At 71.8% G+C, this 24,200-nt stretch carries 23 protein-coding genes and 2 pseudogenes; 16 read left to right on the top strand and 9 right to left on the bottom strand.

The genetic code is table 11. From position 1 onward, the window contains the following. Positions 1–31 precede the first annotated feature (31 nt). From ABZ855_RS18210 to ABZ855_RS18245, 8 genes are read left to right on the top strand one after another with little or no spacing between them, the layout of a single operon-like run. A complete protein-coding gene (locus ABZ855_RS18210; RefSeq protein WP_360807894.1) occupies positions 32–1,384 on the top strand; it encodes an SRPBCC family protein in 1,353 nt (450 codons plus the stop codon). Then, positions 1,381–1,716, top strand: coding sequence for a non-heme iron oxygenase ferredoxin subunit (locus tag ABZ855_RS18215; protein WP_360807896.1), 336 nt, complete (start codon positions 1,381–1,383; stop codon positions 1,714–1,716). Before ABZ855_RS18210 ends, ABZ855_RS18215 begins: the two co-directional genes overlap by 4 nt. Then, a complete protein-coding gene (locus tag ABZ855_RS18220) occupies positions 1,713–2,987 on the top strand; it encodes an FAD-dependent oxidoreductase (RefSeq protein WP_360807898.1) in 1,275 nt (424 codons plus the stop codon). The genes ABZ855_RS18215 and ABZ855_RS18220 overlap by 4 nt, the downstream gene beginning before the upstream one ends. 60 nt (positions 2,988–3,047) lie before the next feature. After that, entirely contained in the window at positions 3,048–3,623 is a 576-nt protein-coding gene (locus ABZ855_RS18225) for a 3-phenylpropionate/cinnamic acid dioxygenase subunit beta (protein WP_360807900.1), read from the top strand. A 49-nt stretch (positions 3,624–3,672) separates the two neighbouring features. Beyond that, a complete protein-coding gene (locus ABZ855_RS18230) occupies positions 3,673–4,542 on the top strand; it encodes an alpha/beta fold hydrolase (RefSeq protein ID WP_360807902.1) in 870 nt (289 codons plus the stop codon). Further along, on the top strand, positions 4,539–5,369 hold the full coding sequence (gene hcaB, locus ABZ855_RS18235; protein WP_360807904.1) for a 3-(cis-5,6-dihydroxycyclohexa-1,3-dien-1-yl)propanoate dehydrogenase: 831 nt from the start codon (positions 4,539–4,541) through the stop codon (positions 5,367–5,369). The genes ABZ855_RS18230 and hcaB overlap by 4 nt, the downstream gene beginning before the upstream one ends. Before the next feature lie 40 nt (positions 5,370–5,409). Next, a complete protein-coding gene (locus ABZ855_RS18240) occupies positions 5,410–7,014 on the top strand; it encodes a long-chain fatty acid--CoA ligase (RefSeq protein ID WP_360808067.1) in 1,605 nt (534 codons plus the stop codon). A gap of 1 nt (position 7,015) precedes the next feature. Next, positions 7,016–7,474 (top strand): hypothetical protein, encoded by a 459-nt coding sequence (locus tag ABZ855_RS18245; RefSeq protein ID WP_360807906.1) that lies wholly within the window; start codon positions 7,016–7,018, stop codon positions 7,472–7,474. Between the two features lie 97 nt (positions 7,475–7,571). Here the strand turns inward: ABZ855_RS18245 and ABZ855_RS18250 are convergent. From ABZ855_RS18250 to ABZ855_RS18275, 6 genes and pseudogenes are all read right to left on the bottom strand, one after another. Beyond that, positions 7,572–7,748 (bottom strand): annotated as a pseudogene (locus tag ABZ855_RS18250) (ISKra4 family transposase); the annotation flags it as partial. A 43-nt stretch (positions 7,749–7,791) separates the two neighbouring features. Beyond that, positions 7,792–8,766, bottom strand: a complete 975-nt coding sequence (locus ABZ855_RS18255) for an amidohydrolase family protein (protein WP_360807908.1) — start codon at positions 8,764–8,766, stop codon at positions 7,792–7,794. 134 nt (positions 8,767–8,900) lie between these two features. Beyond that, positions 8,901–12,131, bottom strand: coding sequence for an amidohydrolase family protein (locus ABZ855_RS18260; protein WP_360807910.1), 3,231 nt, complete (start codon positions 12,129–12,131; stop codon positions 8,901–8,903). Between the two features lie 199 nt (positions 12,132–12,330). Continuing rightward, entirely contained in the window at positions 12,331–12,525 is a 195-nt protein-coding gene (locus tag ABZ855_RS18265) for a YbdD/YjiX family protein (protein ID WP_360807912.1), read from the bottom strand. Continuing rightward, the gene (locus tag ABZ855_RS18270) at positions 12,522–14,699 is read right to left on the bottom strand and encodes a carbon starvation CstA family protein (RefSeq protein ID WP_360807914.1); all 2,178 of its coding nucleotides are present in this window, start codon (positions 14,697–14,699) and stop codon (positions 12,522–12,524) included. Before ABZ855_RS18270 ends, ABZ855_RS18265 begins: the two co-directional genes overlap by 4 nt. Before the next feature lie 107 nt (positions 14,700–14,806). Continuing rightward, positions 14,807–15,028: a DUF3311 domain-containing protein gene (locus tag ABZ855_RS18275; protein ID WP_360807916.1), complete on the bottom strand. Its 222-nt coding sequence runs from the start codon at positions 15,026–15,028 to the stop codon at positions 14,807–14,809. 170 nt (positions 15,029–15,198) lie between these two features. Here ABZ855_RS18275 and ABZ855_RS18280 point away from each other — a divergent pair, with 170 nt between their 5' ends. The 8 genes and pseudogenes from ABZ855_RS18280 (at position 15,199) to ABZ855_RS18315 (ending at position 21,484) form a co-directional block, all read left to right on the top strand. Continuing rightward, positions 15,199–16,761 (top strand): sodium:solute symporter, encoded by a 1,563-nt coding sequence (locus tag ABZ855_RS18280; RefSeq protein WP_360807918.1) that lies wholly within the window; start codon positions 15,199–15,201, stop codon positions 16,759–16,761. Beyond that, positions 16,758–17,411 carry a SigE family RNA polymerase sigma factor gene (locus ABZ855_RS18285; protein ID WP_360807920.1) on the top strand — a complete coding sequence of 218 codons (654 nt, stop codon included), beginning with the start codon at positions 16,758–16,760 and terminating at the stop codon, positions 17,409–17,411. Before ABZ855_RS18280 ends, ABZ855_RS18285 begins: the two co-directional genes overlap by 4 nt. Next, positions 17,408–17,764: a hypothetical protein gene (locus tag ABZ855_RS18290; protein WP_360807922.1), complete on the top strand. Its 357-nt coding sequence runs from the start codon at positions 17,408–17,410 to the stop codon at positions 17,762–17,764. The genes ABZ855_RS18285 and ABZ855_RS18290 overlap by 4 nt, the downstream gene beginning before the upstream one ends. 81 nt (positions 17,765–17,845) lie before the next feature. Beyond that, positions 17,846–19,009 carry an MFS transporter gene (locus tag ABZ855_RS18295; RefSeq protein ID WP_360807924.1) on the top strand — a complete coding sequence of 388 codons (1,164 nt, stop codon included), beginning with the start codon at positions 17,846–17,848 and terminating at the stop codon, positions 19,007–19,009. Positions 19,010–19,094: 85 nt separating this feature from the next. After that, entirely contained in the window at positions 19,095–19,937 is an 843-nt protein-coding gene (locus tag ABZ855_RS18300; RefSeq protein WP_360807926.1) for an alpha/beta hydrolase, read from the top strand. Between the two features lie 58 nt (positions 19,938–19,995). Further along, on the top strand, positions 19,996–20,745 hold the full coding sequence (locus tag ABZ855_RS18305; RefSeq protein WP_360808069.1) for a maleylpyruvate isomerase family mycothiol-dependent enzyme: 750 nt from the start codon (positions 19,996–19,998) through the stop codon (positions 20,743–20,745). 159 nt (positions 20,746–20,904) lie between these two features. Continuing rightward, positions 20,905–21,093: pseudogene (locus ABZ855_RS18310) on the top strand (MFS transporter); the annotation flags it as partial. A gap of 67 nt (positions 21,094–21,160) precedes the next feature. After that, a complete protein-coding gene (locus ABZ855_RS18315; RefSeq protein ID WP_360807928.1) occupies positions 21,161–21,484 on the top strand; it encodes a DUF6332 family protein in 324 nt (107 codons plus the stop codon). Here the strand turns inward: ABZ855_RS18315 and ABZ855_RS18320 are convergent. From ABZ855_RS18320 to ABZ855_RS18330, 3 genes are all read right to left on the bottom strand, one after another. Next, the gene (locus tag ABZ855_RS18320) at positions 21,445–22,110 is read right to left on the bottom strand and encodes a response regulator transcription factor (protein WP_360807930.1); all 666 of its coding nucleotides are present in this window, start codon (positions 22,108–22,110) and stop codon (positions 21,445–21,447) included. The two genes, ABZ855_RS18315 and ABZ855_RS18320, sit on opposite strands and share 40 nt — an antisense overlap. After that, positions 22,107–23,342, bottom strand: coding sequence for a sensor histidine kinase (locus tag ABZ855_RS18325; RefSeq protein ID WP_360807932.1), 1,236 nt, complete (start codon positions 23,340–23,342; stop codon positions 22,107–22,109). Before ABZ855_RS18325 ends, ABZ855_RS18320 begins: the two co-directional genes overlap by 4 nt. 114 nt (positions 23,343–23,456) lie before the next feature. Then, positions 23,457–24,197 (bottom strand): TetR/AcrR family transcriptional regulator, encoded by a 741-nt coding sequence (locus tag ABZ855_RS18330; RefSeq protein WP_360807934.1) that lies wholly within the window; start codon positions 24,195–24,197, stop codon positions 23,457–23,459. Between the last annotated feature and the right edge of the window lie 3 nt (positions 24,198–24,200).

Consider the following 24,200-nt stretch of genomic DNA (forward strand, 5'->3'; position numbering starts at 1 on the left):
ACACCCGCCGCACTGCGGTTGCCTTCAGGGCATGACCTCCACGATCGACTCCCAGGGCGCGGCGACGGCGACGCCGCGCGGAAGCCTGCGGCGCCCGGCAGGCCTGGCGCGCACCCTCGACGTCTCCGGGCTCGTCGACAGTGAGGGCGGGCTGCTGGACCGAGTGATCTTCACGGACGAGCAGTTGTACCGGCAGGAGCTGCGCCGCGTGTTCGCGCCGAGCTGGCTGTTCCTCGCGCACACCGACCAGTTCCACAAGCCGGGTGACTTCTTCACCACGTACATGGGCGAGGACCCGGTCATCGTCACCCTCGACCGGGACCGCCGGATCCGCGCCTACCTCAACTCCTGCCGACACCGTGGCGCCCGCGTCTGTCGCGCCGACTTCGGAACCACCCGCAACTTCACCTGTACGTACCACGGCTGGTCGTACAACCTGGACGGCTCGCTGGTCAGCGTGCCCAACAAGGACGGCTACCCGGACTCCTTCGACGAGGGGCAGTGGGGCCTGGTCGAGGTCCCGCACGTGGAGAGCTACCACGGGCTGGTCTTCGGCACCTGGAATCCCGATCCGCTGCCGCTGCGCGAGTCGCTGGGTGACATGGCCTGGTACATGGACGCGATGCTGGACCACGACGACGGGGGCACGGTCGTGGTCGGCGGGGTCCACAAGTGGGTGCTGGACGGCAACTGGAAGCTGGCTGCCGAGCAGTTCGCCACCGACTGGTACCACGTCAACATGAGCCACGCCTCGGCGCTCATGCTGCTCTCGCCCACCGGCAGGAAGCCCAAGGACGAGGTCGTGCACCGCACCGGCCGCCAGTACTCCGACGCCAACGGCCACGGGGCAGGCTTCCCCGTGCACCCCAAGAACCGGTTCGACGCCCAGACCGTGCACAAGTGGACGGACTACGACGCCCTGCGCGCACGCCTCGGCGACGCCCGGGTCGAGGGCCCGCTCACGAACGGCCACGCGACCGTCTTCCCCAACTTCTCCTATCTGCCGGTCAACGGCTCCATCCGGATCTGGCACCCCAAGGGCCCTGACCGCATGGAGGTGTGGGCCTGGACGATCGTCGACAAGTCCATGCCCGAGGAGGTACGGGAAGCCCAACGCCTGTACAACCTGCGGACCTTCGGGCCCAGCGGCATCTTCGAGCAGGACGACGGCGAGAACTGGAGCGAGGTGCAGGCCATCTCGCACGGCTTCATCACCAACGGCGTCGCCCTCAACTACCAGATGGGCATGGGCTCCGAACGTGAGGACGGCCGTCACCCCGGGAGGACCAGCGAGCTGTACAGCGACGCCGCCGGCCGGGCCTTCTACGGGCGCTGGCGCGAACTGATGAACACCCCCGCCTGGCACGAGGAGCACACCCCATGAGCAACGGTATTCGCGTCGCGTCCCTGGACGACATCCCCGAGGGCGAGGGCATCGCCGTCGACAAGGCGGTCACCGGCACGGCCGACAACATCGCCCTGCTGCGGGACACCGACGGCACCGTGTGGGCGCTCGACGACACCTGCACCCACGAGACCGCCTCCCTCGCCGACGGCTGGGTGGAGGACGGACACGTCGAGTGCCCCCTGCACTCCAGCAAGTTCTGCCTCAAGAACGGCGAGGTCCAGGGCCTGCCCGCGACCCGCGACACCTGCCCGCACCGCGTCGAGGTCCGCGACGGCGAGGTCTATCTCTTCCCGGGGCAGACGCCATGACCGGCCCTGTCGTGGACGGCACTGTCGTGGACGGCACTGTCGTGACCGGCTCCGTCGTGACCGGCCCCGTCGTGATCGTGGGCGGCGGCATCGCCGGCGTCAGCACGGCCGCCGCCCTGCGCAAGGGCGGCTTCGACGGCGACATCACCCTCGTCGACGCGGGCGAGTTCCCCTACGACCGCCCGCCGCTGTCCAAGGACTTCCTGTCCGGCGCCAAGGACATCAAGCAGATCGCCCTCCAGCCCGCGCACTGGTACGACGACCAGCGCGTCCGTCTGGTCACCGGGATCTCGGTGGCCGCACTGCGGCCCGCGGAAGGCACCGTCGAACTCGTGGGCGGGCGGCGACTGCCCGCCGACCGCGTCGTCCTCGCCACTGGAGGCGCCGCCGCCCGCCCACCGGTCCCGGGCATCGACAGCTCCCGCGTCCACGTACTGCGCACGGCCGAGGACGCCGACCGGCTGCGTCCGGCCCTCGCGCCCGGCGCGCGGCTCCTGGTCGTCGGCGCCGGACTGATCGGCGCGGAGGTCGCCTCCACCGCCGTACGCCTCGGCTGCGAGGTCACCCTCGTCGACCCGGTCGCCGCGCCCCTGACCGCCGTACTCGGCCCCGAACTTGCCGTATGGCTCCACGAGTTGCACGCCCGCAACCGCGTCACGACCGCCCAGTCGGCCGTGGAGTCCTTCACGGACCGCCACGGCGGTATCGAGGCCAGGTTCACGGGCGTCCCCGGACCGCAGCTCTACGACGCGGTCGTGCTCGGCGTCGGCATGGTCCCGCACACCGATCTCGCCCGGGAAGCGGGCCTCGAGGTGGACCGCGGCATCGTCGTCGACCCCTCCCAGGTCACCTCCAACCCGGCGGTGCTCGCGGTCGGTGACCCGGCACGCACCCGGCAGGACGGTGTACTGCTGCCGCGCACCGAACACTGGGAGGCCGCCCAGCACGACGGCGCCCGGGCGGCGGCCACCCTCCTCGGCGCCGCGCCGCCGGAGCCCACCGCGCCCTGGTTCTGGACCGACCGCCACGGACACCACGTCGAGGCCGTCGGCCACCTGCACGAGGCCACCGAAACCGTCCTCCGTGGCTCCCTCGACGACCCCGCCTTCTCGCTCTTCGGCCTGCGGGACGGGTTCGTGATCGCGGCGGCGGCCGTCGACGACCCGTCCGCCGTACGTGCCGCGCGCCGCATGATCGACCGCCGCGTCCCGGCCGACCCCGCCCGGCTGGCCGACCCCGGCGTCAGCCTCCGCGCCCTCCTGCGCGGCTGATGTGCCGCCCAGCGGAACGGCCCGTACCGCTTCGTCTCGGAGAAGGGATCGAATGACACCGTGAGCACGAGCACCGAGCAGATCCACACACGCGCAGGGACGCGCGCGGACCGGGACACGCACTTCGAGGTCGAGCAGTTCTACTACGAGGAGGCCGCCCTCCTCGACGACGGCCGCTACGCCGACTGGCTCGACCTCCTCGCCGACGACCTCGACTACTGGATGCCCACCCGCACCAACCGGCTGCGCCGCCAGCAGGCCCTGTCCGTGGCCGCGCGGGGCGAGGCCGCCTTCTACGACGAGACCAAGGAGAGCCTCGCCTGGCGCATCCGCCGTTTCGACTCCGGCATGGCCTGGGCCGAGGACCCGCCGTCGAGGACCCGGCACCTGGTGACCAACGTGATGGTGCGCCACGCCGACCCCGCGGAGCACGACGGGTTCACCGAGGACGATCTGTGGGTCCGCTCGGCGTTCCTGGTCTACCGCAACCGGCTGGAGCGCGAGGAGAACGTCTTCGCCGGCTCCCGCACCGACCTCCTGCGCCGTACCGGCGAGGGCCGTCTTCTGGTCGCCCGCCGCACGATCCTGCTCGACCAGAACATCCTGCTGGCCAAGAACATCTCGACCTTCTTCTGAGCCCCTTGACTCTTCATCTCTTCATCTCTTCATCGGATTGGGACATCCCGTGACCGACCTCGAACTCGATCTCGACCTCAAGCAGCACCGCGTAGCCACCTCGCTGGGTGAGATCGCCGTGGCGGAGACCGGTGAAGGGCCCGTGCTGGTGATGCTGCACGGCGGCGGGCCCGGCGCCTCCGGCGTCAGCAACTACCACCAGAACCTCCCCGCCCTGGCCCGGCACTTCCGTGTCGTCCTCCCCGATCAGCCCGGCTTCGGCAGCAGTTATCGCCCTTCGGCCGACGACCTGGAGGAGCGGTCGATCACCGAGATCACCGTGGACGCCCTCTGCCAGTCCCTCGACGCCCTCGGCATCGACACCTTCCACCTGCTGGGCAACAGCCTCGGCGGAGCCGCCGCCATCGCGATGGCCCAGCAGCGCCCGGAGCGTGTCACGCGCCTGGTGCTGATGGCACCCGGCGGCGGCTGGCTGCCCTTCGGCCCCACGCCCACCGAGGGCCAGAAGGAGATGTTCCGCTATTACAACGGCGGCGGGCCCAGCGAGAAGAAGATGGCCGCGTTCATCCGCACCATGGTCTTCGACCACAAGCAGTTCGGTGAGGACGTCGTCCGCGCCCGCTACGAGGCCTCCCTCGACGAGGGTCACATCGCCTTCTACCACCACTACAACGCCGCTTTCGGCAAGCGCGGCGGCATGGATCCGCTGTGGCGGGACCTGCACAAGATCAAGGCTCCCACTCTGCTGCTGTGGGGCCGTGACGACCGTACGATCACCCTCGACGGCGCCCAGTTGATGCTCAAGCAGATCCGGGATGTGCGGCTGCACGTGTTCGGCCGCTGTGGCCACTGGGTGCAGCTGGAGCGACAGCGCGAGTTCGAGACGCTGGTCACCGGGTTCCTGGGGGAGGCGCCGTGAGCTGGCTCAATGGGGACAGCGCTCTGATCACCGGTGGCGGCTCGGGCATCGGCCGTGCCGTCGCCGAACGCTTCCTCGCGGAGGGCGCCTCGGTGACGGTGCTCGGCCGGGACAAGGACCAACTGGACGACGTCGTGCGCTCGGCCGCCGAACCGTCGCGCGTGCACGCGGTTGTCGGCGACGTGCGGGACTCCGACGCCCTGCACCGAGCCGTTGCCGAGACGGTCGACCGCTTCGGCAAGCTCGACACGCTCGTCACCAACGCGGGTGTGTGGGACTACCAGCGCCAGCTCACCCGGCTCGGCCCCGAGGAACTCGACACGGCCTTCGACGAGATCTTCTCCATCAACGTCAAGGGATACCTGCTCGCCGCGGAGGCTGCCTGGCGGGAGCTGGTGAAGACGCGGGGAAGCATCGTGATGACGCTGTCCAACGCCTCCTTCCACGTCAACGGCGGTGGCCCTCTCTACACCGCGAGCAAGCACGCCTGCCTCGGCCTGATGCGTGAACTCGCCTACGAACTCGCCCCCAAGGTCCGGGTCAACGGGGTCGCGTGCGGCGGCATGAACACCGACCTGCGCGGCCCGGAGTCGCTGTCCCTGGCGGACCGCTCGATCGCGGCCTCCTTCGCGAAGAAGGGCCCGGACACGCCACCGATGCCCATCCCGTTGCACGACTCCAGCACCGATCCGCGCGACTTCACCGGGCCGTACGTCCTGCTCGCCTCCCGCGCGCAGAGCGGTCCCATCACCGGACATGCCATCTCTGCCGACGGCGGCATCGGCGTACGCGGGTTCGCGCACGCCGCCGGCGGCGACCACCTGTGACGCTCAACCTCTGACGCTCAACGAGGAGCCGTACGTGAGCATGCCTGAAGCGACCAGACCGCACCCGTCCAACTCGGGACTGCGCGTCAGCCTCAATCCGGCGGCCGCCGTCGCGCGCAACGCGCGGTACGACGGGGATGCCGTCGTCGTCCGTTACGCGGGCGGCGACCTGACGTACGCCCAACTCGACGAGAAGTCGGCCCGGTTGACGACGGTGCTGGCGGACGGCGGGGTGGGGGACGGGGATCGGATCGCCTATCTCGGCCTCAACAGCAGTGCCTTCCTGGTGACGATGCTGGCCGCGTTCCGGCTGGGCGCCGTGTTCGTCCCGGTCAACTTCCGGCTGGCGGAGCCGGAGCTGCGGGCCGTCCTGAACGGCAGCGGCGCGGTGACCCTCGTCTGCGAGGAGGGACACCGGGAGATCGCCGACACCGTGCGGGGCGAGACCGGCCTGCGACGCTTCCTGCTCGTGGACGACGACCGGGAAGTACCGACGCAGGATGCGACGGAGGGCGCGGACGACTGGGAGCCGTGGTCGTCGCTGATCACGGCCGCCCTTCCCGCGTCGTCCGTGGCGGTCAAGCACGCCGACGACCCCGCGGTGCTGATGTTCACCTCCGGCACCACCGGCACGCCCAAGGGCGTCGTCCTGACCCACGGCAACATCTGGTGGAACGCCGTCAACGTCGAACTGCGCCTCGACACCCGCCGAGGCGACGTCACCTACGCTGCCGCTCCGCTCTTCCACGTGGGTGCCCTCAACAGCTTCGTGCTGCGCACGCTGGTGCGCGGCGGCACCGTGGTGGTACGTCGCGGATTCGACCCGCAGCAGTGCGCCGACGACCTGGTCACCCACCGTGTCAACTCGATGTTCGGCGTCGCCCAGATGTTCGCCGCCCTGGAGCGCGTCCCCGCGTTCTTCGACCAGGACCTGAGTGGGCTGCGTGCGGTGGTGGTCGCGGGCGCTCCGGTGCCGCCCTCGCTCATCCAGCGCTACGCCGAGCACGGCGTGCTGCTCCAGCAGGCCTGGGGCCTGACCGAGACCGCCCCCTTCGCCACCCACCTCCCGGCGGAGCGCACCCTGGAGAAACTCGGCTCCGCCGGAATCCCCATGCCCTTCACCGACGTCCGTGTGGTCGACGCGGTGACCAACGAACCGGTGAAGTCCGGTGAGGCCGGGGAGATCGTCGTCCGCGGCCCGAACGTCACGGCCGGCTACTGGAACAACCCGGCTGCCGACCGGGCCGCCTTCGACGAGGAGGGCTGGTTCCACTCGGGCGACATCGGCACCCTCGACGCGGACGGGTTCCTCTACATCGTCGACCGGCTCAAGGACATGATCATCAGCGGCGGCGAGAACGTCTACCCGGCCGAGGTCGAACGCGTCCTCGCGTCCATGCCCGGCATCGTGGACGTCGCCGTCGTCGGTGTTCCCGACGCGGAGTGGGGCGAGACCGTGGCGGCGGTGATCAGCGCGGAGGATCCCGCGGCGATCACTCTGGAGGACATACGCGCGTACGCGGCCGCTCACCTGGCCAAGTACAAGCTTCCGCGCCGACTGAAGATCATCGGTGCCGTCCCGAGGAACGCGTCCGGCAAGCTGGACAAGGGCGTCATCCGACGGCTCGCCAAGGAGGCGGACTGACGTGCTCACGGTGCCGCACCTGCCCGCGCTCGACCCCCCGTACGGCTGGCGCTTCGTCACGGCGGCGGAGACTCGCTTCACCGGCCGGTTCCACCTGCACGGACCGGGCACCGACACCGACATCGAGGTGGAGCGGTGCGCGGCCGGACGTCTCCGGGACACCTATCCGGCAAGCGCCCACGACGTGGAGGTGCGTGTCGCGTCCGGCGCCCTGGGACCGCTTCCGTCCGAAGCGCTCCGCATGCTGGGGGACGCCGTGTGGGCGGCGGATCCGCGCTGCCGTCGCATCGTCTACGCCGCCCCGGACGGAGACCTGACCTCCCTCGCGCGGGCGGAGGCCGCCGGCTTCCGCCACGTCGTCGACGTGGACCTCGCGGACGAACAGTTCCGTCTGCTGGTGGCCGAGCCGGAGTGGGTGACCGGAGGTGACCGGCGGCTCGACCGCGTACCCCAGACCTGAACGCACGCAGCAGCGACCGGCGCAGCCACCACGCAGATGCGGGCGGCCCAGGCGTCGCGCGCCGCGTCGGCGATCTCGCCGCCTGCGCCGGGTGGCGCACTCGGGCGACAGTTGGCCATGCGTTCGCGGTGGGGTTCTCCGCCCGGCGCGAGGCGTCCGCGCCGGCCGCCGACGGCGGTCCGGGCGGCCTTGCGGCGGGCCGCTTCGCGCAGGGCCTCGGGCCGTATGACGGTGCCCTTGCCCCCTCTGCCTGAACAACCGGCGGCATTTGGCGGTGCACGGGATCCCGGGAGACGGTGATCCGCATGCCCCCGGGACTACCCAGCCGTGGAACGGCCGGCCGTCGCGAGTCGCGGGACGAGCGTCTCGGCGTTGCCCCGGTTGACGGCGTACAGCTGACCGGGGTCCCAACCGGCGTAGGTGTCGAGCCCGTTGTCGAAGCCGGCGCCCCACTCCTCGGGAAGCATGGGGAAGTCGCTGCCGAAGAGGATGTGTTCGGGGTTCGCGAAGGCCAGCAGTGAGGGCAGCGCCGCCGGGCTGCCGGCGAGGGCGGTGTCGAAGTAGAAGCGGCGCAGATCGGCGAGGAGGTCCTCGGGGGTGCTGTCGGGTACGAGATGGCCGGCGAGGGCCAGCCGGTGGGCGGCGTACGGGAGGAAGCCGCCCGCGTGCGGGAGGATCATCCTGATCCGGGGGTGGCGGCGCGGCACCCCGCGCATGACCAGGTGCAGGGCGGTCCGCGTGGTGTCGTAGGGAAAATCGACCAGTGGGCCGGGCGGCAGCGTCGGGTCGGAAGGGCCCGGCGGGGCCGTGGGGTGGACGAGTACGACGGCTGAGCGGCGGTCCAGCTCGGCCCACAGGGGCTCGAACTCCGGATCGCCGAGGTAGCGGCCCTGGGCGTTGGACAGGACCATCACGCCGTCGGCGTTCAGCTCGTCCAGGGCGTGGGCGGCCTCGGCGAGCGCGCCGTCCACGTCCGGCAGGGGCAGCACCGCGAACAGGCCGAAGCGGTCGGGCCGGTTCTTGACCAGTTCGGCGGTGTACTCGTTGACGCTCCGGGCCCCGGTGCGGGCCCCGTCCAGGTCACCGGGGGCGGCGAGGGGCGCTGCGTACGACAGCAGGCCCGTGGCGATGGACCGGCGGTCCATCATCTCGAGCGCGCTCGCCTCGTCCCACGCGGGCGCGGGCCAGCCGAGGCCGGCCGCGCGCCCGGCCATCGCGCGCGCACGATCGGGCGGGATCAGGTGCTGGTGGACGTCGATGCGGGTGGAATCCGACCGGATGGGGTCCGTCATGGGTGCCGCGCCTCCTCATACGTGCCGCAGCTGCTCGCATTTCGGCCCATGCGGTACGTGGTGTGCGAAATCGGCCACCAGACGACGATACGCGACATGTGGTCCGCGTCACATCTCGGCGGATCCCCCTGCGGTCAGCCTCCGCTCTCGGGAGAGCAGCAGCCTTCCCGTCGCATCTGGTGGCTGACCTCCAGCCAGTCCTCGGCCGACGCCGCGAGCTGTGGGGCGTGGGCGCGCGTGGCGGTGGGCCCGAAGGCGTCGACCAGGTCCGCCTGCTCGAAGGGGACTCCGCCGCGCAGGACCGCCACGGTGCGGATGAGGGTGGCGAAGTCGGTGAACGGGTCGCCGTCCACGATCGTCAGGTCGGCGAGCTTGCCCTCCTCCAGGGTGCCCAGGTCGGCGTCGGCACCGAAGACCCGTGCGGGCAGCAGGGTGGCGGTGCGCAGTGCCTCCGCCGGTGACAGACCGGCGCGGTGCAGTGCGCGCAGGGAGAGGTGGAGGTGCAGGCCGACGGGGACGAGCGGCTGGTCCGTGCCGAGTGCGACCAGACCGCCCGCCGCGAGGATCCGCCGGTAGACGTCCAACTCCCGGTCAAGAGTGGTGAGTTGGTTCTCGGTCGGCGGCAGTGCGGCCTGTTGCCGGACGAGCGCGGTGTCCCACGGCGGCATGAGAGTGGTCACGCGCGGGTCGTCCGCGAGCGCGGGGTCGGCGCCCAGCAGGGGCAGCGCGGTGAACGGGGTGGCGACGAGATGGAAGTCGCTGCGGGCGTAGATCTCGACCAGGTCCTGGTACGCGCGCCCCGTGGCGGTGGTGGCGTGCCCGAACTCCAGTCGCTGCGTGGCCTGCAGATGGGTCGTCAGATCCTGGCCCAACTGGACGCCGGGACTGCACAGATGGCTGCCGCTGCGCACTCCGAGCCGCTCATGGGCGAAGTCGGCGGCCTCCTTCATCACCCAACCGGGGGCCCGTACATAGGTCTTCACGAAGTCCCACTCCAGCGCCTTGGCGCGCGCCAGCGATCGGTGCAGGCCCTCGGGGGTGCGGTGGGCGCGGGCCATGCTGTAGGCGACGCGCGTCCCGTCGAGCAGTTCGCCGGTGGACAGCAGTCGTGGTCCGGCGAGAACTCCGGCGGCGACGGCCTCCCGGATACGGGCCTGTTCGTAAGCGAACCCGCCGAGCGATACGGCCGTGGTGATGCCGTACGCGACCTGCAGCGCGGTCTGCCGGCCCCCGTAGGTGGACTGCCAGGGGTGGGTGTGCGCGTCCCACAGACCCGGGATGACGGTGCGGTCGCTCGCGTCGACCCGGCGCACGGCCGGGCGGCCCGCGCGGTGCGGGGCGACCTCGGTAATCCGGCCGTCGCGGACCACGACATCGATGTCCTCGCGGACGTCCGTCCCGGTGCCGTCCCAGAAGCGGCCCGCGTGCACGACCGTGTCGGCCGGACGGGGCCTGCGGTAGTCCAGCGGGACGCGGACGGTACGGGTGTCGCCGTCGGCGATGTCGATCAGGCGCAGGGTGCCCGCCGAGAGGTAGAGGAGGGTGCGGGAATCGGCGGACCAGGACGGGTGGTCGGCGGCCTCGGTGGTGAGCCTGCGGGGCTCGCCGTCCGGGGTGCCGTCGGCGCGGACGGGCAGCAGCCACAGCGCGGACTCGGCGACGACGGCCATCCAGCGGCCGTCCGGGGACCAGACGGGGCCGGAGTCGTAGCGGTCGGCGAGCGAGGTGTGCGGGGCGAGGGCGTGCAGGGCGGCGGTGCCGGTGGCGGTGTCGACGACCCGGATGAGGTTGTAGCCCTCACGGAAGCGCTGGTTGACCCGGTTCCGGTCGCACAGGGCGACGTACCGGCCGTCCGGCGACCAGCTGGGACGGCCGGGCAGGCCACCCGCGCCGAGCGCCGCGGCGAGGACGCGTTCGGCGCCGTCGGGCAGGTCGCGCACCACGAGGTTGCCCGACATGTCTAGGCAGGCGAGCCGGCTCCCGTCGGGCGAGAGGGCGGGGAAGACCCGGCCGCCTCCGGCGAGGACGGTCTCCGCGCCGGAACGGAGGTCGCGGCGGCGCACGGCGAACAGTCCGTCACGGTCGTCGGCGTACACCAGCGCCGAGCCGTCGGACGTCCAGGTCGGCGCCACCACATAGCGTGTGGCGGGGACTTGGAGAATCTTGCGGGGTGGACGGCCGCCCTTGGTGCCGACGGTCCACAGCGCGTTGAGCGCGGCGAAGGCGACGGACCGGCCGTCCGGGGAAAGCGCGGGCAGATGCAGGGCGCGCACGGGTCGGACACCGGCGCCCGCACTGTCGAAGTCGTACGCCTTGACGCGGTAGTCGGGCCGGTGAACGGGCAGTGCGGCCGTGAACGGGATCTCCTCGCCGGCGTCCGGCGCGGCCGGGTCGACCAGGCGGAAGTGGCCGTCGATGTTCAGCAGCAGCCGCTCGCCGTCCGTCCAGCGGGGCGGCGCCGGGAGGACGTCGCCCTCGACGGCGACCGGGGTGCCGTCCACGACGAGGGTGCAGGAGGCGGCCGGGGCGGCCGTGGTGCGCAGATAAGCGAGGCGTCCGCCGGGTGAGACGGCGGGGGTCATGAGTTGGGCGCCGGAGTCGTCGGTGTGCTCCGTGGTGACCGCGCCCGAGCCGTCGGCGGCGACCGACGCGACGGTGGCGGCGCGGAGGGTGCCCGGCGCCGGAACGGTCCCGCGCACGAACAGCACCCGCCGGCCGTCGGGCGACCACGTCGGGTCGAAGTCCTCCCAGGCGGTGCCCTGCCCGGGCCCCTGCTGCCCCGGCCGCCCGGTGAGCCGGGTCAGCTCGCCGGTGCGCACGTCCACGACCCAGACGCGGTACGGGGCGCCGGTCACGGTGTCGCCCCCGCGCTCGGAGGCGAACGCGATCCGGGTGCCGTCCGGCGACCAGGCGGGGCCCCGGTCGTCCCACGGCCCGTCGGTGAGCTGCCGCAGCCCGGTGCCGTCGGGCCGGAGCGTCCAGAGGTGGAAGCCGCCGCCACGGTAGGCGCAGACGACGAGCCGGCTGCCGTCGGGCGAGAACTGCGGGCGGGTGGGTTCGAGACCGGGCGAGGTCAGCGCGACGGCGTTCCCTCCGCCGCGCGGCACGGACCACAGCACGTTCTGGATCTCGGCGACCAGCCGGTCACCGGAGGGGGCGAGGGTCGCGGAGCCGCCGGTGGCGGCGGTGAAGGTGAGAATGGTCGCCTTACTGGGCTCTGCGGACGCGACCGGCGTACCGACGGTGGCGAGTGCCGCGACGCCGGCGGTGGCGCCCGCGGTGGCCTGGAGGAATCTGCGTCGGGAGAGCGGGCCGTACCCGGTGTCGTCGTCCGTGGTGTTCGAGGTGGTGTCTTCGGTGGCCAAAGGGGCTCCCAGTGCACGGAGTTGGCGTGTGGGGCGGGTCGGACAGGAAGAGACAACGGTGAAAACGTACGGGGCGGAGTCCGTTTCCGGACCCCGCCCCGACGATTCTCGGCTGATCTTCACCCGGTCGTGAGACCGGTATTGGCGAAATATCTTCGGTCCCCCGCACCTTCGGTGCCTCGCACGTGAGGGCCCGCTGTCAGCAGCAGCGGCTCTGGGGGTGGTTCTCCCGGTGCAGGGTGCGCAGTACCTCGTACTCGCGCCGGGTCGGCACCGGGGCCTGCGGGTGGTGGCCGAGATGGCGCTCGCGAAAGCGGTCGTACTCGGCCTCGCCGGTCAGCTCGCGCAGATACCAGCGCAGGTACCGGAAGAACGCCCTGGCCCGGGCATTCACGAGCCGACTCCCACCAGCGGTTCGGCGGCGTCCTGCCGTACGTCGATGCGGGACTCGACGTACGGCGCCTCGGTCGTGGGGAGCGGTACGGGCGAACGTACGGCTCGTACGCACACCACGGCCGCGTTGGCGATGACCACCGCGACCAGCAGCAGGAACAGGGCGATCAGGACGCCGTCGACCGTGGAGTTGGTGACCACGGTGTGCATGTCGTCGAGGGATTTGGCGGGCGGCAGGACCTGACCGGCGTCGATGCCGTCGGCGTACTTGGCGCGCTGGGCGAAGAAGCCGACCCGGGGGTCGTCGGAGAAGATCTTCTGCCAGCCGGCGGTGAAGGTGATCGCGACCACCCAGGCGAGCGGAACCCCGGTGACCCAGGCCCAGCGCAGTCGGCCGGACTTGATCAGTACCGTCGTGCAGACGGTGAGGGCGACGGCGGCGAGCAGTTGGTTGGCGATGCCGAACAGCGGGAAGAGCTGGTTGATTCCGCCGAGCGGGTCGGTGGCGCCGGTATAGAGGAAGTAGCCCCAGGCGGCCACGACGAGTCCGCTGCACAGCCAGATGCCGGGCTTCCAGTTGACGCGACCGATGGGCTTCCAGACGTTGCCGAGCATGTCCTGGAGCATGAAGCGTCCGACGCGGGTGCCCGCGTCGACCGTCGTCAGGATGAACAACGCCTCGAACATGATGGCGAAGTGGTACCAGAAGGCCTTCAGGGCCGATCCGCCGAAGACGCCGGAGAAGATCTCCGACATGCCGACGGCGAGGGTGGGCGCACCGCCGGAGCGGGCGATCAGTGTCTGTTCCTCGACGGCCTTCGCGGCCTGGGTCAACTGGTCGGGGGTGATGGTGAAGCCGAGGCCCGCCACCGCGTGGGAGGCGGATTCGGCGGTGGTGCCGAGCAGGCCGGCGGGGGCGTTCATCGCGTAGTAGAGGCCGGGTTCGAGGGTGGCGGCGGCGATCAGCGCCATGATCGCGACGAACGACTCCATCAGCATGGCGCCGTAGCCGATCATCCGGACCTGGGACTCCTTCTGGATCAGCTTCGGAGTGGTCCCGGAGGCGACCAGCGCGTGGAAGCCGGACAGGGCGCCGCAGGCGATGGTGATGAAGAGGAACGGGAACAGTGATCCGGCGAAGACCGGTCCCGTGCCCGAGGAGGCGAAGTCGCTCACCGCGTCCGCGCGCATGACGGGCGTGGCGACGACGACGCCGACCGCGAGCAGCGCGATGGTGCCGATCTTCATGAAGGTGGAGAGGTAGTCGCGGGGCGCGAGCAGCATCCACACCGGGAGGACGGAGGCGACGAAGCCGTAGCCGACCAGGCAGAACACCAGGGTCGTCGGGCTGAGGGTGAAGGTGTCGGCGAGGGAGGAGTTCTGGATCCAGCTGCCGCCGATGATCGCGAGCAGCAGCAGGGCGACTCCGATGAGGCTGGTCTCGACGACCCGGCCGGGCCGCACAACATGCATCCAGAAGCCCATGAACAGGGCGATGGGGATGGTCATGGCGACGGAGAAGGTGCCCCACGGCGAGTGGGCGAGCGCGTTGACGACGACCAGGGCGAGCACCCCGAGCAGGATGATCATGATGGCGAAGACGGCGATCAGGGCGGCGGCGCCGCCCGCCCTGCCGATCTCGTCGCGGGCCATCTGCCCGAGCGACTTGCCGTCCCGGCGCATGGACAGGAACAGCACCACCATGTCCTGCACGGCTCCGGCGAAGATCACTCCGGCGACGATCCACAGCGTGCCGGGCAGGTAGCCCATCTGGGCCGCGAGGACCGGTCCCACCAGCGGTCCGGCGCCGGCGATGGCGGCGAAGTGGTGGCCGAGAAGCACCCGGCGGTCGGTCGGCTGGAAGTCGACTCCGTCGTCCAGGCGTTCGGCGGGGGTGGCCCGGTGGTCGTCCGGCTTCAGCACCCGCCGGACGATGAAGCGGGAGTAGAAACGGTAGGCGATGGCGTACGAGCCGAGGGCGGCCATCACCAGCCAGACCGCGGAGATCTCCTCGCCCCGGGCCAGCGCGAGGACACCCCAGCCGACGGCCCCGACCAGGGCGACGGCGGTCCACAGCAGGATCGAACGCGGGGACATACGGGAGGGACCGGAGGGCCTCGACGGCGGGTCCTCCGGCGCCGGGAGAGCGGATTCGGGCATGGCTGATACGGGCATGGCGGCTCCTCACCTTGACGGTGGTGGGTGATGGCTGAGCGCTGGTCGGGTGTGCGGGGCTCAGCGGGGTGACGTCGGCGGTCGTCCGGACGGTCGACCGGACCCGGTCAGGGGTCGCGGCCGTCCTTCCTGGTCAGCGTGTAGGCGGCGAGCAGGCAGAGTCCGCTCCCCGGGACCCAGGCGAGCTGGTACCAGTAGAAGAACGGTGTCCCGGCGAGACGCGGGCTCGCACCGGCGTACCAGGGGACCCACAGCAGTCCTGCCGCGGGCGCGAGGAGCAGCACGGCGACGGCGACGCGCCGTAGCCGCTGGTGTCCGGTCCGTGGCATGACCTGCGCTCCCTTCCCGCTCGCTGGGTGTCTGTGCAAGAGTTGCCCGCCCGCCGGAAACGGTTGACACCGAATTTCCAGAAGATTTCCCGCCGGTTCCCTGTCATCCGAACCGGCCACCCGCGCAACTCTCCGGCGAGGGGTTCCAGGCACACCAAGGACGGTGACCCATGGCGGACAGCGCCATGACCACGACGTTCCTCGCCGTGATCGGCGGGGCGTCGCTGCTCGCCGTGACCGCGCGCCGTCTGCGCCCGAGCGACCGGCTGCCCTCGCTGGAGGGCTGGGCGCTGGCCGACCGGAGTCTCGGACCGGTGTGGACCTGGCTGCTGCTCGGCGGCACGATCTTCACCGCGTACACCTTCACCGCCGTACCCGGCCTGGCGTACGGCAATGGTGCGCCCGCCTTCTTCGCGGTGCCGTACACGGTGATCGTCTGCCCGCTCGCCTTCGTCCTGCTGACCCGGCTGTGGGCGGTGGCCCGGCGGCACGGCTATGTCACGGCCGCCGACTTCGTACGCGGGCGGTACGGTTCGCCGCCGCTCGCCCTGGTGGTCGCGCTGACCGGGATCCTCGCGACGATGCCGTACCTCGCACTTCAACTCCTGGGCATACGCGCCGTGTTGACCGCCGGGGGCCTCTATCCGCGGGGCGCCGCCGGGGACCTGGTCATGGTGGCGCTGTTCGCCGGGCTCGCGGTGGCGACATACCGGCACGGGCTGCGCGCACCGGCTGTCATCTCGGCGCTCAAGGCGGTGGCCGTGTTCGTGTCGCTGGGTGTCGTCTGCTGGCTGGTGCTCGACCGGTTCGGTGGCCCCGGACCGGTCTTCGACGGGGCGGCGCGCCGCCTCGGCGGCACGGACGCCGCCCACTCCCCGCTGCTCCTGTCTCCCGCTCAGCAGCCGGCGTACGCCACGCTCGCCCTCGGCTCCGCGCTGGCGCTGCTGATGTACCCGCATGTGCTCACCGCCGGTTTCGCGGCCGACGGCACGCGCACCGTCCGCAAGGTCGCCGTGTCGCTGCCCGCGTGGACGGGGCTGCTGGCGCTCTTCGGGTTCCTCGGCATCGCCGCTCTGGCGGCGGGCGTCCAGGCACCGGAGGGCGGGGCCGAGGCAGCCGTGCCGATGCTCGTCGACCGGCTGATGCCGGGACCGCTGGCGGGCCTGGTGTTCGGCGCGATCACCGTCGGCGCGCTCGTCCCGGCGGCGGTGATGTCGATCGCGGCCGCCACCAGCTTCGTACGCAATGTGTACGTCGAGTACGTGCATCCGACGGCCACGCCCAAGCGGCAGGTGCGTATCGCCAAGGCGGTGTCCCTGACCGCGAAGGTGGGGGCCGTGGCGTTCGTGTTCGGGCTGCGCGACCAGGACGCCGTCAATCTCCAGCTGCTCGGCGGGGTCTGGATCCTGCAGATCTTCCCGGCCGTCGCTGTGGGGCTGTTCACCGGCCGGCTGCATCCGCGCGCGCTGCTCGCCGGGTGGGCCACCGGTATGGCGGCCGGCACGTTCCTGGTGGTGCGCGAGGGCTTCTCGTCGATCGTGCCGTTCGGTCCGGCCGACCAGCCCCTGCAGATCTACGCGGGGCTCGCCGCCCTTCTGCTCAATCTGGCCGTCGCCGTACTCGGCACCGCGGCCCTCGAACGTCTCGGTGTCCCGCGCGGCGCCGACCTGACCGACCTGCCGTCCCGCCTGACCGTCAGGCGGCGCCCAGAGACGGGAGCGAACCACCCGTGAGACGCAGACAGCACCCGCCCGTGCCCCTGATGCCACCGGGATCCGCGGCCCTGGCCGATCCGGCCGGCACCGCGCCGCCCCTTCCGCGTCCCGTCCTTCCGAGCCCCGCCGCCCCGAGCGAAACCCTCGCCCCGGCGACGGTCGATCCGGCCGAGGCCGAACGGGAGGCGGCCCTCGCGGGTCTCTTCGAGCTGCACTATTCGTCGATGCTGCGCCTGGCCGTCCTGCTCGGCGCGGACGACCCGGAGAACGTGGTGGCCGAGGCCTACTACCAGCTCTACCGGAAGTGGCGCCGCCTGCGGGAGACCGGGGCGGCGGAGGCGTATCTGCGCTCCACCGTGTGCAATCTGACCCGGATGCGCATACGTCACCTCCAGGTCGCCCGCCGTCATGTGGAGAACCCTCCGCCGCCGGACGACGCCGTCGCCTCCGCCGAGAGCACCGCTCTGCTCCACGACGACCAGCGTGTACTGATCGGCGCCCTCCAGCAGCTGCCCGCCCGACAGCGCGAGGCGCTCGTCCTGCGGCACTGGATGGGCCTCAAGGAGAGCGAGATCGCCGCCGCGATGGGGATCTCCTGCGGCTCGGTCAAGACACACACCGCACGCGGCATCGCCGCTCTGACCCAGGCGATGGAGACACGGCGATGAACGACACCAGCCCGGACCGGGCCCACGAGGACTGCACGGAGCGGCATCTCCCGGAACCGCACGACACCCAACAGGGCCGCACAGAAAGGGAGTTGCGCGCCGCCCTGGAAACGCTCGCCGGCGGGGTGAGCGCCGCCCCCTCCCCCGACGCCTTCCGCACGGCACGCGGCGACTGGCTGCGCCGCGAACGCCGCCGACGGCTCGTCCTCGCCGTCCTGACCGCCGTCGTCTTCACCCTCGCCGTACTGATCGGCCTGTGGGTCCTCAACCACGCCCCCGCCGACCCCGGCGTCATCTTCTCGGGCACCCGGAACGCGGTGGTTCCCGGGGCGGTATCGGGTGTCTCACCCTGACAGGTGCTCTTGCCCGGGTCGGCGTCACCGCCCTAGCCTCAGTTTGTGCCACAAATAAACAAAACCCGAACGCACAACGCCGTGCCCGGGAACACCCTCACTCGCCTCCGGATCGCCCTCACCGTCTTCTTCGCCCTCGACGGCTTCGTCTTCGCCGGCTGGGTCGTACGCATTCCCGCCGTCAAGGCGCAGACCGACGCCTCCGCGAGCGCCCTGGGCCTCGCCCTTCTCGGCGTCTCCGGCGGAGCCGTCGTCACGATGATCCTCACCGGGCGCCTCTGCCGTCGCTATGGCAATCACCGGGTCACCGTCGTCTGCGCCGTGCTTCTCTGCCTCAGTGTCGCGCTGCCGCCCCTCACCCACTCGGCCCTCGCGCTCGGCGCGGTGCTGCTGATCTTCGGCATGGCCTTCGGTGGTATCAACGTGGCCTTCAACAGCGCCGCCGTGGATCTCGTCGCAGCGCTGCGCCGCCCGATCATGCCCAGCTTCCACGCGGCTTTCAGCCTCGGCGGCATGATCGGCGCCGGGCTCGGTGGACTCGTGGCCGGCGTGCTGTCCCCCACGCGCCATCTGTTCGGCCTCACCGTGATCGGGCTGATCGTCACCCTTTTCGCGGGCCGCACCCTGCTGCGGCACCCGTCGCCCGGTGCCCCGGCGGACTCGACGCGCCCGGACAGCAGGCCGCGCCGCTTGGACTCCCGCACCCGCCGCCTGGTGACCGTCTTCGGCCTGATCGCCCTGTGCACGGCCTACGGCGAAGGCGCCCTGGCCGACTGGAGCGCCCTGCACCTGGAGCAGGACCTGGACGCCACACCGGGGCTCGCCGCCATCGGCTACTCCTGCTTCGCGCTCGCCATGACCATCGGCCGGCTGACCGGCACGACGCTGCTCGAACGCCTGGGCCAGACGCGCACCCTGGTGCTCGGGGGCACGACCGCCGCCGTCGGCATGCTGCTCGGCGCACTCGCGCCGTCCCTGTGGGCGGCGCTGCTGGGCTTCGTGATCACCGGGCTGGGGCTCGCCAACCTGTTCCCCGTCGCCGTCGAACGCGCCGGCGCGCTGGCCGGGCCCGACGGAGTGGCGATCGCGTCCACGCTCGGGTACGGCGGCATGCTCCTGGGCCCGCCCGCCATCGGCTTCATGGCCGACTGGTTCTCCCTGCCCACCGCCCTCACCAGCGTGGCCGCACTGGCCGCCCTCGCCGCGTTGATCGCCGTGACGACACGCCGCACGGCGACGAACTGACGGCACGTCACTCGGATCGGCCCCGCCGGCCGGCCCACGCAAAACCCGGTTGCCCGGCCCGAGCAGCGCTGCAAGAGTCGTGACCATGTCTGTCTTCTCCGCGTACGACGGAACCAAGCTGGCCTACCGCGTACTCGGGGAGGGACCGCCACTCGTCTGTCTGCCCGGCGGGCCGATGCAGGACTCCGTCTATCTCGGGGACCTCGGCGGTCTGTCCGCGCACCGGCGTCTGATCATGCTCGATCTCCGGGGCACCGGCCGGTCGGCGGTACCGGAGGACCCCGCGTCCTACCGCTGCGACCGCCTCGTGGACGACGTCGAGGCACTCCGTGAGCACCTCGGCCTCGAGCGGCTGGACCTGCTCGGCCACTCCGCCGGCACGAATCTGGCCGCGCTGTACGCGGCCGGACACCCCGAACGCGTCGGCAGACTCGCGCTGATCACCCCCAGCACGGCGGCATTCGGCATCACCGTCACGGGTGAGGTGCGGGTCGGGACGGCACGGCTGCGCCGCGACGAGCCGTGGTTCCCGGGGGCGTTCGCGGCGCTGGAGGCGCTCGTCGCCGGCCTGCCGGGCGCGGACACCTTCCAGGCCATCGCCCCTTTCTGGTACGGCCGTTGGGACGAGGCCGCCCGTGCCCACCGGGCCGCCGAGGACGTGCAGCGCAACAACGAGGCCGCGGCCGTCTTCGCCGCCGAGGGCGCGTTCGACCCGCCCGCCACCCGCGCGGCTCTCGCCCGTCTCGGCTCACCGGTCCTCGTACTGGCCGGGGAGGTCGACCTCAACTCCCCGCCGCCCGCGGTGGCCGAGCTCTCGGGACTGTTCCCGTACGCCGAGTCGACGGTCCAGCCGGGTGCCGGGCACTTCCCCTGGCTCGACGACGCACAGCGGTTCGTGACGACCACCGAAACGTTTCTGAGCCGCTAGGCAACCGCGATCCCGACCCGCACCCCGCGCCATACACCCCGAACGGGAGACAACCTTGATCGAGACCGCGCGATTCGTCGAAACCCTCGACGCGGAGGGCCAGTTGCTCGCTGACGCCGCCGAACGGGCGGGGACCGACGCCAAGGTGCCCACCTGTCCGGGCTGGCAGGTGGGCGACCTGGTACGGCACACGGGCATGGTGCACCGCTGGGCCACCGCCCATGTCGCCGAGCGGCGCATGACCCCCAACCCTCCCGGCAGTCCGCCCGACCTAGACGGCGATGTGCTGCTCACCTGGTTCCGGGAGGGCCATCGCATCCTCGTCGACACCCTCGCCTCGGCACCGCCCGACCTCGAGTGCTGGACCTTCCTGCCCGCCCCCTCGGCCCTCGGGTTCTGGACCCGGCGGCAGGCCCACGAGACCGCCGTCCACCGGGTGGACGCCGAGTCCGCCCTCGGCACCGCGCGCACCCCGCTCGACCCGGACTTCGCCACGGACGGCATCGACGAGATCCTGCTCGGTTTCCACGCCCGCACCAGGAGCCAGGTCCGCACCGACGAACCGCGGGTACTGCGCGTCCGGGCGACCGACAGGGACGAGGCGCTGTGGACCGTACGCCTGACATCGGAGCCGCCGGCCGCCGAGCGAGTCACGAGCCAGGCGGATCGGTCCGTCCAGGAGGCCGACTGCGAGGTGAGCGGGACCGCCGCCGAGCTCTATCTGGCCCTCTGGAACCGGCAGCCATTCCCCGGGGTGAGCGGCGATCCCGCACTCGCCGCCCTCTGGCAGGAGAAGTCCGCCATCTGAGCCGAACGATCGTTTGCCGCACGGGTATTACATGCACTCGCATTCCTGCCTGTGCATGTACTGGCTCCGTCAACGCATTCCTGAGGCCGGCCGGTGACCCGGAAGGCACACCACCTGCGCGGCCACCGGCTTCTCGACAGGCCTGGTGCTCTCCGCGACGCCTCGCCGCAGGCCGTCCTCGACGCCTACCGGCCCGGGCTGATCGTGGTGACGGGCATCGCACTCGTCGGCCTGCTCGTCTCACTCCCGGGTCTGCGCACACGGCGGCCGAGCCGGTCCGTCGTCGTCACCAAGTCCCCTCAGCGGCAGGAGGAGACAGTGACCGAGCGGGTGGCGGCCCGCGACTGACAGGGCCCCGGCGTCTTTGCCCGGCTGGCGGCTTGCCCGGCCGGGCACCCGCTTGTTTACTCGACGGATGGACAACTACGGGGCACACATGGGTCAGGGCCGCACTCGAAGCACGCAAGCGCGGCGGGACGCGGTCACGGTGGAGATCGGATACGCCCTGTGCAGTGCCGCGTTCCTGGCGGCACTCGTGTTCGCGGTGGTGGCCGGTCCCGCCTGGGTCTTCGGGCTGTCGGATGCCGCGCAGGGCACGCTCGTCGGCGCGGGGGCGACGCTGGGCGCCGTCCTGTTCACGGTGCGCGTGGTGAGCGTACTGAACCGCTTCACGCGCGAGAACGACCGCACCGGCGTGACTCAGCCGAGCCAGCCCGGCCGCACCAACCCCGACTCGTAGGCCAGGACGACCAGTTGGGCCCGGTCGCGGGTGCCCAGCTTCACCATCGTGCGGCTCACATGGGTCTTCGCGGTGAGCGGGCTGACGACCAGGCGCCGGGCGATCTCCTCGTTCGACAGGCCGATCCCGACGAGGGCCATCACCTCGCGTTCCCGTTCGGTGAGCGCGGCGAGGGCGTCGGCGGCGGCCGGCTCCTTCGAACGGGCGGCGAACTCGCCGATCAGACGCCGGGTGACCCCCGGCGAGAGCAGCGCGTCACCCGCGACCACCGACCGGACGGCGCGCAGGAGTTCGTCCGGTTCGGTGTCCTTCACGAGGAAGCCGGAGGCACCGCCGCGGATCGCCTCGAAGACGTACTCGTCGAGTTCGAAGGTGGTCAGCATGACCACCCTGACCTCGTTCAGCGCCGCGTCGCCGGTGATCCGGCGGGTGGCGGCGAGCCCGTCCAGCACCGGCATCCGGATGTCCATCAGGACGACATCGGGGCGCAGTTCGCGTACGGCGCGCAGCGCCTCCTCCCCGTCGGCGGCCTCCCCGGCCACCTCGATGTCCGGCTGCGCGTCGAGCAGCGCCCTGAACCCCGCGCGGACCAACGACTGGTCGTCGGCGAGCAGTACACGGATCACCGGTCCTCCCTCACCCTGAGCGGCAGCACGGCCAGCACCCGGAAACCGCCGTCCTCGCGCGGCCCCGCCTCGATCGTGCCACCGAGGGCGGCGGCCCGCTCCCGCATCCCGGCCAGCCCGTTCCCGCTGCCACCCGCGTCGGCGCCGGTCGCGGGCCCGTCGTCGTCGACGCGCAGCCGCAGAGCACCGCCCGCTTCGTCGACGTCGACCCGCACGCGCGCGTGCCGCGAACCGGAGTGCCGTACGACATTGGTGAGTGCCTCCTGGACGATCCGGAAGGCGGCCAGATCGGCGCCCGGCGGCAGCTTCGGGACCGCGCCCCGCACCTCGACGCTCAGCCCCGCCCCGGCCGCCTGCTCCACCAGTTCGGGCAGACGGTCCAGCCCGGGCGCCGGAGCGCGCGGCGCGTCCCCCGGCGTACGCAGTGTGTCGAGCACCTGGCGCACCTCGCCGAGCGCCTCCTTGCTGGCGGCCTTGATGGTGGTGAGCGCGGTGCGGGCCTGCTCGGGGTCGGAGTCGAGCAGCGCGAGACCGACCCCGGCCTGCACGTTGATCACCGAAATACTGTGCGCGAGTACGTCGTGCAGCTCACGCGCGATCCGCAGCCGCTCCTCGTCGGCGCGTCGCCGCGCGGCCCGGGCACGCTCTGCCCGCTCCCGGTCCCACTGCTCCCGCCGTACCCGGACCAGCTCGGCGACCGCCACGATGGCCACCACCCAGGCTGCGACGACGGCCTCCTGACCCCAGGAGGCGGCCTCGTCCCCGGACGGCGGCAGCCACTGGTACAGCCAGTGCGCGATCAGCACATGCCCCGTCCAGAGCATCCCGACAGCCGCCCAGGCCGCCTTCCGGTGCCCGGCGACGACAGCGCTGAAGCAGCCCAGGGCCACGGTCAGGAAGACCGGCCCGTAGGGATATCCGGCGCCGAGATAGATCATGGCGGCGGTGGCGGTGCCGAAGACGACGAGCACCGGGTGCCGCTGCCGCCACAGCAGCAGCCCCGAACCGACGACAAGCAGGAGACGCGCGAAGAGGTCCAGGTGGGCGCGGTCGTCCGCCTGTTGACCGGCGGCGAACCTCGAGCCGGCCAGTACGAAACCGGTCACCAGCACGGTGGAACGCCAGGGCCAGCGACCGACCCCCCGGTCCGTGCCGGATCCGCCCGCACCGTCCAGCCGGCCCCACCACCGAGGCGGGCCTCCGCCGCGTCCGCGCCCGCGCTGCTCGTCCATGTCGGCCACGCTAGACGGCACCGCCCGGGGTCGGCGTCCGCCGGGCGAGGTGATCACTCGTACTCCCCGGGGAGTACGCGGCCGGGACCGCCCCCCTCTCCCCCGATCCCGCCCCTACTTCTCCTTCTCCCCCTTGACCTCCTTGCCCTCCTGGCCTTCTTTCTCCGGAAACACCAGGCCCACCTCGTGGCCGATCCGGCTGACGGCATAGCGGAAGAACGTCTCCCGGTCCTCGATCACCCGGTTGAACTGGCCGAACAGTTCGAACCCGACCAGCCCGTACACCTGAGCCCAGGCCGAGGCGAGCGCCACCGCCACCTCCGCCGGCAGGTCGGGGGCGATGTCGGCGGCCAACCGCTCGGCTTCCGGCCGCAGTTCGGCGGGGACAGGGATACGCGCCACGCCTACGCTCCGGTGGGCGTCACGCACGATGCCCATCAGCAGCAGCCCGACGCGCGACGCGGCCGGCACGGTCGTGTCGGGCGCCTTGTAGCCGGGGACCGGCGAACCGTAGATCAGCGCGTACTCGTGGGGATGGGCGAGCGCCCACTCGCGCACCGCCTCGCACACCGTGACCCAGCGGCGCAGCGAGGGGGTGTCCGCGACGGCGGCGTGGGCGGACTCGGCGGCCTCACCCAGGGAGTCGTAGGCGTCGATGATGAGCGCGGTCAGCAGGTCGTCCCGGCTGGGGAAGTAGCGGTACAGCGCGGAGGAGACCATGCCCAGCTCGCGGGCGACGGCCCGCAGCGAGAGTTTGGCGGCGCCTTCCGCCGCCAGTTGTCTGCGCGCCTCGTCCTTGATCGACGAGGTGACCTCGATCCGGGCGCGGGCGCGGGCTCCTTGTGCGGTGGTCATGGT

The sequence above is a fragment of the Streptomyces sp. NPDC047042 genome (genome assembly GCF_040644035.1).
Taxonomy (GTDB): domain Bacteria; phylum Actinomycetota; class Actinomycetes; order Streptomycetales; family Streptomycetaceae; genus Streptomyces.

Bases quoted from the DNA above. Each gene is read 5' to 3' on its own strand.
- ABZ855_RS18330 (WP_360807934.1), bottom strand. From the start codon at position 24,197: ATGACCACCGCACAAGGAGCCCGCGCCCGCGCCCGGATCGAGGTCACC.
- ABZ855_RS18280 (WP_360807918.1), top strand. From the start codon at position 15,199: ATGGCGGACAGCGCCATGACCACGACGTTCCTCGCCGTGATCGGCGGG.
- ABZ855_RS18215 (WP_360807896.1), top strand. From the start codon at position 1,381: ATGAGCAACGGTATTCGCGTCGCGTCCCTGGACGACATCCCCGAGGGC.
- ABZ855_RS18210 (WP_360807894.1), top strand. From the start codon at position 32: ATGACCTCCACGATCGACTCCCAGGGCGCGGCGACGGCGACGCCGCGC.
- ABZ855_RS18240 (WP_360808067.1), top strand. From the start codon at position 5,410: ATGCCTGAAGCGACCAGACCGCACCCGTCCAACTCGGGACTGCGCGTC.
- ABZ855_RS18220 (WP_360807898.1), top strand. From the start codon at position 1,713: ATGACCGGCCCTGTCGTGGACGGCACTGTCGTGGACGGCACTGTCGTG.
- ABZ855_RS18255 (WP_360807908.1), bottom strand. From the start codon at position 8,766: ATGACGGACCCCATCCGGTCGGATTCCACCCGCATCGACGTCCACCAG.
- ABZ855_RS18275 (WP_360807916.1), bottom strand. From the start codon at position 15,028: ATGCCACGGACCGGACACCAGCGGCTACGGCGCGTCGCCGTCGCCGTG.
- ABZ855_RS18270 (WP_360807914.1), bottom strand. From the start codon at position 14,699: ATGCCCGTATCAGCCATGCCCGAATCCGCTCTCCCGGCGCCGGAGGAC.
- ABZ855_RS18315 (WP_360807928.1), top strand. From the start codon at position 21,161: ATGGACAACTACGGGGCACACATGGGTCAGGGCCGCACTCGAAGCACG.
- ABZ855_RS18325 (WP_360807932.1), bottom strand. From the start codon at position 23,342: ATGGACGAGCAGCGCGGGCGCGGACGCGGCGGAGGCCCGCCTCGGTGG.
- ABZ855_RS18300 (WP_360807926.1), top strand. From the start codon at position 19,095: ATGTCTGTCTTCTCCGCGTACGACGGAACCAAGCTGGCCTACCGCGTA.
- ABZ855_RS18290 (WP_360807922.1), top strand. From the start codon at position 17,408: ATGAACGACACCAGCCCGGACCGGGCCCACGAGGACTGCACGGAGCGG.